Annotated in this window: 7 protein-coding genes; 5 read left to right on the top strand and 2 right to left on the bottom strand. The window is 28.3% G+C overall.

The window, feature by feature from the left end; genetic code table 11:
* Window positions 1–101: 101 nt before the first annotated feature.
* The 5 genes from NSA58_RS11945 to aspD all read left to right on the top strand — a co-directional run bounded on the left by NSA58_RS11945 (window position 102) and on the right by aspD (window position 6952).
* Window positions 102–1304 (top strand): DUF819 family protein, encoded by a 1203-nt coding sequence (locus NSA58_RS11945; RefSeq protein WP_039680925.1) that lies wholly within the window; start codon window positions 102–104, stop codon window positions 1302–1304.
* Between the two features lie 31 nt (window positions 1305–1335).
* The gene (locus tag NSA58_RS11940; protein WP_039680924.1) at window positions 1336–2316 is read left to right on the top strand and encodes a dipeptidase; all 981 of its coding nucleotides are present in this window, start codon (window positions 1336–1338) and stop codon (window positions 2314–2316) included.
* Between the two features lie 280 nt (window positions 2317–2596).
* Window positions 2597–3505 (top strand): D-alanine--D-alanine ligase, encoded by a 909-nt coding sequence (locus tag NSA58_RS11935; protein ID WP_039680923.1) that lies wholly within the window; start codon window positions 2597–2599, stop codon window positions 3503–3505.
* A gap of 69 nt (window positions 3506–3574) precedes the next feature.
* A complete protein-coding gene (pdxR, locus tag NSA58_RS11930; RefSeq protein ID WP_039680922.1) occupies window positions 3575–5029 on the top strand; it encodes a MocR-like pyridoxine biosynthesis transcription factor PdxR in 1455 nt (484 codons plus the stop codon).
* 294 nt (window positions 5030–5323) lie between these two features.
* Window positions 5324–6952, top strand: a complete 1629-nt coding sequence (aspD, locus tag NSA58_RS11925) for an aspartate 4-decarboxylase (protein WP_074429780.1) — start codon at window positions 5324–5326, stop codon at window positions 6950–6952.
* Window positions 6953–7002: 50 nt separating this feature from the next.
* Here aspD and NSA58_RS11920 read toward each other — a convergent pair whose 3' ends face one another.
* Entirely contained in the window at window positions 7003–7530 is a 528-nt protein-coding gene (locus NSA58_RS11920) for a YcxB family protein (RefSeq protein WP_074078654.1), read from the bottom strand.
* 14 nt (window positions 7531–7544) lie between these two features.
* On the bottom strand, window positions 7545–8284 hold a 740-nt coding region (locus NSA58_RS11915; RefSeq protein ID WP_257560501.1), incomplete at its 5' end, for a sugar phosphate isomerase/epimerase family protein.

Genomic DNA, 8284 nt, shown 5'->3' with positions numbered 1-8284 from the left:
ATTCTTAATATTTTTTCAATATATTGAAATCTAACTAAACTTATATTACAATTATAGTAATTTCAATATATTGAATTTATAAAAATTTATGGGAGGTTATTATGAAAACATTGATTAGTTCCGATAATATATGGGTATTATGGGCTTTTATTACAGGATGGGCAGCTTTTAGTATTTATTTAGAACAAAAATTTGAATGGGCTTCTAAAGTTTCAGGAGCTATTATCGCCCTTATAGGTGCATTAATCTTCTCTAACTTAAAAGTTATACCTACAGAATCTGTAGTTTATGATCAAGTATGGTCTTATGTTGTTCCTCTAGCAATAACATTACTTCTTTATCAATGTAACATTACAAAGATATGGAAAGAAAGCGGAAAAATGTTGGTATTATTTTTAGTTAGTTCCATAGGTACTATGCTTGGATCTACTTTAGGCTTTTTACTTTTAAATAAGCATATTCCTGAATTAGCACAAATAGCTGGTATGATGACTGGCTCATACATAGGTGGTGGTGCAAATTTTGCTGCCATGGCAAGTGCTTTTGAAATTCCTGGAGATCTAGTTTCAGCAGCAGTAGTTTCTGATAATTTATTAATGGCTCTTTATTTCTTTGTATTAATATCTATTCCATCTATAGCTCTATTTAGAAAAAAATTTAAACATCCTCATATAGATGAAGTTGAAAAAATAGGAGTAAAAGAAGGTGAAACAGCTGCATCTTCATACTGGAAAAGTAAAGAAGTATCTTTAAAAGATATAGGATTTTGTATAGGTTCTGCTTTTATTATAGTTGCTGTATCAGTAAGCTTAGCAGAATTTTTATCTTCTATTATTCCAACGTCTAATGCTTTCCTAAAAATACTTAATACTTTACTTGGAAATCAATATTTAATAATAACTACAGTTACAATGCTTTGTGCTACTCTTAAATCCGACTTCTTTGGAAACTTAGGTGGAGCTCAAGAAATAGGTACATTTTTAATTTATCTTTTCTTTGTTGTTATAGGTGTACCTGCATCAATATCATCTATAATAAACAATTCGCCTCTTCTATTAGTGTTTTGTTTAATAGTTGTTCTAATAAACATGTTAGTAACATTTGGTGTAGCAAAATTATTCAAGTTCAACTTAGAAGAAGCAATTTTAGCTTCTAATGCGTGTATAGGTGGACCTACAACGGCTGCAGCTATGGCTGTTTCAAAATCTTGGTCTAAACTTATAGCACCAATTATGTTAATTGGAACTTTAGGCTATGTAATTGGAAATTACTGCGGTATCATAGTTGGAAACTTTTTAATGTAGTAAGTAGACTATTTATGAAAGAAGGGGTATTATGATATTTGATTGTCACTCAGATACTTTCACTCATATTACTTTAAAAAGGGCTGAAAATGAGCATAATATTTTTAAAAATTATCATTTAAATAATTTTAAAAAAGGTAATGTTTGTGGTGGTATCTTTGTTATATGGATAGATCCACCTTATGATAATAATCCATCTCTTAGAGCAGAAGAAATAGTAAATGCTTTAAAAGATGAGATTAAAGAAAGTAAAGATGTTATCAATGTAGTTAAATCATATAGGGATATTGGGAAAGGTTTTGCTAAAAGTAAAGTTGATATTGTAATTGGCATGGAAGGTTTAAGTCATATAGGTAGTGATATTGATAAAATTAATTATTTTTATGATGAAGTTCATGCAAGACATGCTTCTCTTACTTGGAATGAAGGAAATGAATTAGCTACAGGTGTTTGTGGTGATAATAATAGAGGATTAACTTTAGCTGGTAAAAATGCTGTTAAAAGATTAGAAGACTTAAATATGTTAGTAGATGTATCTCATCTAAACGAAAAATCTTTTTGGGACTTAATCAATATAGCTTCAAAACCAGTAATAGCATCACATTCCAATGCAAAATCATTATGTGATGTAAAAAGAAATCTTTCAGATAGTCAATTAAAATCTATTGCAGAAAGTGGAGGTGTAGTTGGTCTCAATGGATTTAGTGGATTTGTAAGCCACGATAAAAGTAAACAAAATCTAGAAGGCTTTGTAGATCATATAGATTATATGGCTGACCTAATAGGTATAGATCATGTATGCTTAGGATTTGATTATTGTGATTATTTAGAAAGCAATACGCTTTCTTCCTTTTCAAAAGATATAAATAACCCTAATGTAAAAAATCTTCAATGCGCTTCTCACTCCAACAACGTTACAAAGGAACTTAGAAAGAGAGGTTATTTTGAAGATGAAATAGACAAGATAACTCATAGAAATATCTTTAGAGTTATGGAAAATGTTTTAGGATAAAAATTCACTTTACTCAAAGAAAAGAGGAATGTTACCTTTAGTACATTCCTCTTTTCTTTTGCAATAAACCACAATATTTAAAAATTAAGCCCCTTGTGGTACTTTCAGATTTACCAACTTAAACATATAATTACTACTATAAAAAATAAATTTGCTACTAAAAATAAGTATCTGGAAATTATTTGCTTGGTTAAATCTAAATGCTAGTGGCAAAAAATAAAATATAGTAATTTTAATCTTATGCTACTTATACATGAGATATATTGAGGAGTTGTTAATTATGAAGAAAAAAGTGGCTGTTTTAATGGGTGGAATGTCTACTGAAAGAGAAGTTTCTTTAAATTCAGGAAGAGCTGTTCTTAATGCTTTAGATAGAGATAAATATGAAGTACATGAAATAATATTAAATAATAAAATGGACGTTATAAATAAAATGCCAGAAGGAATCGAGTTTGCCTTCTTAATGTTACATGGTAAGTATGGTGAGGATGGTACTATTCAAGCCATATTAGAATCCATGGACATACCTTACTCTGGATGTGGTCCTTTAACTTCTGCCATGTGTATGGACAAAAACATAACTAAAAAAATGTTAAGGGATTCTGGTGTGCCAACTGCAAATTGGACTATAGCAAAATCAATAGAGGATATAGACTATGATAAAATAGAAAAAATGGGTTATCCAGTCTTTATAAAACCAAATAGTGGTGGATCTTCTGTTGCAACATTCAAGGTTGAAAGAAAGGAAGATGTTGAAGCTGCTGTAAAGGCTGGTTTAGAAGTTGATGATGTGGTAATGATAGAAGAATATCTACCAGGAGATGAATACACTTCTTTTGTTTTAGATGGTGAGATTTATCCAACAATAAAAATATCAAGCACTACAGGTTTCTTTGACTACGAAGCAAAATATTCAACTGGTGCTAATGCAGCAAAAGAAGAAATAGTTTATTTAGGTGATGAATTGCAAGAACAAATTAATAAAGCATCTAAAACAGTTTGGGATATCTTCTACTGCAGGGCTTATGTAAGAGTAGATTTCATATTATCAAATGGAAAATTTTATGTTCTTGAACTAAATACCCTTCCAGGAATGACAACTACAAGTTTAATTCCAAGAAGTGCTAATGCTAAAGGTTTATCTTACAGTGAATTAGTAGATAAAATAATGGAGACGTCAGTGAAATAACAGCCTAGACTAAAATAAGTTTATTTAATATAATTACCTTATATATTAATAAAGCTTAGAGGTGATAATTTGTTATTCTCCGATTTAATAATTAATGAGAATGAACCAATATATATTCAGATAAAAAAATATTTGGAAGAAATGATTTCAAAAGGTCTTCTTCCTCATAACTCTAAGCTTCCTTCCACAAGGGAGCTTAGTTTACTTTTAAATGTAAGTAGAAATTCTATTGTCTCTGCTTATGAGGAGCTAAAGTCTGATGGTACGATTTATTCAGTTTCTGGAAAAGGAACTTTTGTAAATAGTGATAATAGCGTTAATAATAGTCATTGGAATATAAATTATAAAAACTTTGAAAATGATTATATGAAAACATGCAATGATATGGACATTATGAAAAGCGAGATTCGTTGGAAATCAGGCCAGATTTCTTTTAAAAGTATATCTCCTGATGGTGATTTGTTTGATATGGAAGAATTAAAAAAATCTTTTTTAAATAGATTTAATTTAGAAGGCCATAAATTGCTTAATTACGGTTATGCTAGGGGATATAAACCTTTAATAGATTATTTACATGATTATATGAATAAAAAGGGTGTAAATACTACTAATAAAGATATTTTGATAGTCAATGGCTTTACAGAAGGGTTGAATGTTATAATCTCAACACTTACTAATAAAGGAGATTATATACTTTGTGAAAATCCTACACATAATACCTCTATCAAAATAATGAAATCTTATGGTTTAAATATTATTCCCATGAATATAGATGAAAATGGTCTTGATTTTGATGATTTAAATGAAAAATTAAAAAAACATAAAGGAAAAATAAAATTTTCTTATATTACGCCTTCTTATCATAATCCTACAGGTATGGTTATGTCTCCAGAAAATAGATATAAGTTTTATAATTTAATGAAAAAAAATAATATACCAACTATAGAGGATGGATTTAACGAAGAACTTCTTTACTCTTCTTCTCATATTTTCCCCATCTGTTCTTTAGATAATAATAGTAATGGTGTTATTTATATTGGTAGTTTTTCTAAAATACTATTTCCAGGACTTCGAATAGGATGGGTTTTATGTGATAAAAATCTTATAGATCGATTAGAAAGTGTAAAAAGATGCACTACTATTCATGTTTCTTTCTTAGATCAGGGTATTCTATATGATTATTTACAAAATGGTGCCTTCGAGAAATATATAAAGAAAACTAGAAAGTTTTATGGCGATAAATTTAACTTTGCTAAACAGTGTGTTCAAAAATACATAAAATGCGATTATATCTTAGGAGATGGTGGTCTTCATTTATTTTTAATTTTCAAAAATTTGGATACTAGAAAGCTTCTAGATGAATGCTATAAAAAAGATATAATCTTTATGCCTGGTGATTTGTTTTATATTGATGATAAAGGTAAAAATACCATTCGACTAGGACTATCTCGATTATCTGATGATGATATAGAAAAAGGAATTAAAATTATAGGTGAAACTATAAAAGAATTAGAATATAAATAAATTACGATTTATAATTATGATAGAAAATGCGTAAACATTAAAGTTTACGCATTTTTTATGTTATATTTGACCATCTTTCACTAACTCAAATGTACTTTATAATAGGTTTGTATTTTTCAGTATTCCTTTTTTATATTAAAGGCTTCCAAGCAATATACTTTATATGTTATAATTAAGTTATGTATTATACTTTACTTTTTAAGATTAATTCATAATAAGTAAATTTAAGTTTTAATGGAATAATACTAATAACAAAATTTATTTTGATAAATATACATAGGGAGGAATCTTTTAATGGCGAATATAAATCTTAATAGACAAGAATTAGAAAATATATATGGTCAAATAAGTCCTTTTGAGTTTAAAAATAAACTTATAGAACTTGCAACCATATCAAATAGAAAAAGTACTAGAACTTTACTTGATGCTGGTCGTGGAAATCCAAACTGGGTTGCTGCTACACCTAGAGAAGCATTCTTTACTTTTGGTCATTTTGCAATAACAGAAAGTAGGTTTTCTTGGGATAATGGTGACTTAACTGGAATTCCTAAAAAAACAGGAGTATATAATCGTTTTTGCAAATTTATAGAAGAAAATTCTTCTATGCCAGGAGTAAGCGCTTTAAAAGAAATTATAGATTATGGTATAAATGATTTAGATTTCAATGCAGATCATTTTTTACACGAATTAACTGATGCAATAATTGGAGACAACTATCCTTTCCCTGACAGAATGCTTATTCATATAGAAAAAATAGTTAAAGAATATTTAAAAGCAGAAATGAAATATGACTTGGACAAAGGTGGAGACTTTAATGTATTTGCTGTAGAAGGTGCCACTGCAGCTATGTGTTATATATTTGACTCATTAATCGCAAATAATCTTCTTCTTAAAGGTGATAAAATTGCTATTATGACTCCAGTTTTTACACCTTACTTAGAAATACCTCATCTTCCTAGATACGAGTTTGAAGTTGTGTATATAAACTCTGATGAAGTTGATGAAAAAGGTGAACACACTTGGCAATGTTCCGAGAAAGAATTGGAAAAATTAGCTAATCCAGATATAAAGGCGTTATTTGTAGTTAATCCAAGTAATCCACCTTCTGTTGCCATATGTGATAAGTCTATCTCAAAAATAGTAAACATAGTTAATGAACATAACCCTGATTTAATGATAATCTCTGATGATGTTTATGGTACTTTTGTTCCAGGATTTAGATCTTTAATGGCAGACTTACCATACAACACTATCGGAACTTATTCTTACTCAAAATACTTTGGTGTTACAGGATGGAGACTTGGTACTATTGCTTTACATGAAGAAAATGTATTTGATAAATTAATAAAAGAACTACCTTATTCTATAAGAAAAAGAACTAATAAAAGATATGCTGATATGAATCCAATACCAGAAAATGTACCTTTTATAGATAGAATAGTTGCTGATAGTAGACAAGTTGCCCTAAACCACACTGCTGGACTTTCTACTCCACAACAAGTTCAAATGGCATTCTTCTCTGCTTTTACTCTTATAGATAGAAAGAATGAATACAAGAAAAAAACTATGGATATATGTATTAGACGTAAAAATTTATTATTTAACTCTTTAGGTTTAGAGTTAAACAATGATGCAAATGATGCTTGTTACTATACTCAATTTGATTTATTGCAATGGGCTGAGAAAAATCACGGTATAGGATTTGCTAATTACTTAAAAGAAAATTATAAACCTGTAGATATATTATTTGATTTAGCTCAAGATTCATCAATAGTTTTACTTGGTGGTGGTGGGTTTGCTGGTCCTGAATGGTCAATTAGAATTTCACTTGCTAACCTTTATGATGAAGCTTATGCAACTATTGGTATAGCTTTAAGAAGGATACTTGATGATTACGTAACTAAATGGAAAAAAACTTTATAATAAATATATAGGAGAGGTAACATAACCTCTCCTACTTTTATATATTAATGCTATCTTTTTATATGTTTAAAATAACTTAAAAACTTGTCCTTTTCTTCTTCATTTACAAAAGAGCTACAAGGTATAATATGAACTGGACTCAATTTTCCAATATATAGTATGATGCTTCCATCAACTTCTTTAATATTATCTATACCTTTTATCCTTTGCTCTGTTCTCTCTTTATTATTAGTTACAATAATATGCTCATCATTTATTTCTAAAGTTCTTTCTCCAATCAAAGTTGGTCTTAAAGTTAACAGTGCATTTATTTCTTTATCAACTTTAGATTTTAAAGATTTATTTATTACAAAGCAACATATAATATAAACTGTAACTATGATTAAAATTGCTTTTAAATAATCCGTCATCTCTATTATATAAAATTGAGATATTTCATCTAAATATCCACTATAAAATAAATACATTGCAAAAAATACCAATGCTATTCCTATGCATTTTGTATTTCTTGATACTTTAAAAACTCCTTCATATGCTTTTTTATAATCCTCATAGCTATTAGAATAATTTATAATCATAACAAATCCCCTTACTATTTCAATTTAATAAATCCATCTTTAACTAACATATCTAAACTTTCTTCTAATTCTTTTAAATCTACTATTTCTAAAGATATAGTTAAATCTTTTTTAGTTTCTTTTAATTTATGTAGAATTTTTATTATATTCATACTTCCTTTATTTATGCTGAAATGACTATCTTTATCCCCAAAATTATTATGTAAATGAATATGATTTAACTTAAATAACAGCACATCTATCCATTCTTCCACCTTATATTTAGAATAAGCATTAACATGTCCCACATCTAAACAAGCAAAAAAATTATTCTTCTCAATCCTTCTCATCAAATCATCCATAAGCTCATAATCTTCATCAAGAACATTTTCTATAATAATAGGAATACTATTCTTGCCTTTCATAAAATCAGCCCAATAATTATATACATTTTCCTTCCACTCAATATAAGTATACGTCCTTGGTGTATATCCATTGTGATAAATTATTTTTTTAGCACCTAAATAATTTGCAACTTCATACGCTTGTTCCATTCTTAACTTACTGATTCTTCTTATCTCATGATCTCTACTTCCTGGACACAAGTCTGCATAAGGCCCATGAATTATTAAATCAACATTATTATATAATTCTTTTAACTCCTTTATATATATATCCATAATTTCATATCTATTATCTAATATATAAGGATTTGCGAATTGCACAACTTCTAAACCCACATCGTATTTTCTCAGTATAGGTAAAATTTTTTCAG

The sequence above is a fragment of the Terrisporobacter muris genome (assembly GCF_024621905.1).
Classification (GTDB): domain Bacteria; phylum Bacillota; class Clostridia; order Peptostreptococcales; family Peptostreptococcaceae; genus Terrisporobacter; species Terrisporobacter muris.
Note: the sequence above shows the minus strand (reverse complement) of the source record. Positions and strands in the feature narration are given on the sequence as shown.